At 60.2% G+C, this 254-nt stretch carries 1 protein-coding gene; it reads right to left on the minus strand.

Annotation, left to right across the window (positions count from 1 at the left end):
• On the minus strand, window positions 1-254 hold a 254-nt coding region (locus ACPYOI_RS36545), incomplete at both ends, for a carbamoyl phosphate synthase preATP-grasp domain-containing protein (protein ID WP_481424241.1).

Here is a 254-nt window from a genome sequence, read left to right on the forward strand (position 1 = left end):
ATTTCGATCACGTCTTCGGCCGTCAGCGGCTCGAAATAGAGACGATCCGAGGTGTCGTAGTCGGTCGAGACCGTTTCCGGATTGCAGTTGATCATGATCGCTTCATAGCCGGCATCCTTCAGGGCGAAGGCGGCGTGGCAGCAGCAATAGTCGAACTCGATGCCCTGGCCGATACGGTTCGGGCCGCCGCCGAGAATGACGACCTTCTTGCGGTCGGAGACCTGTGCTTCCGAGCGCGCGGTACCGACGAAAGG

The sequence above is a fragment of the Rhizobium sp. SVR5-2C genome (genome assembly GCF_056755115.1).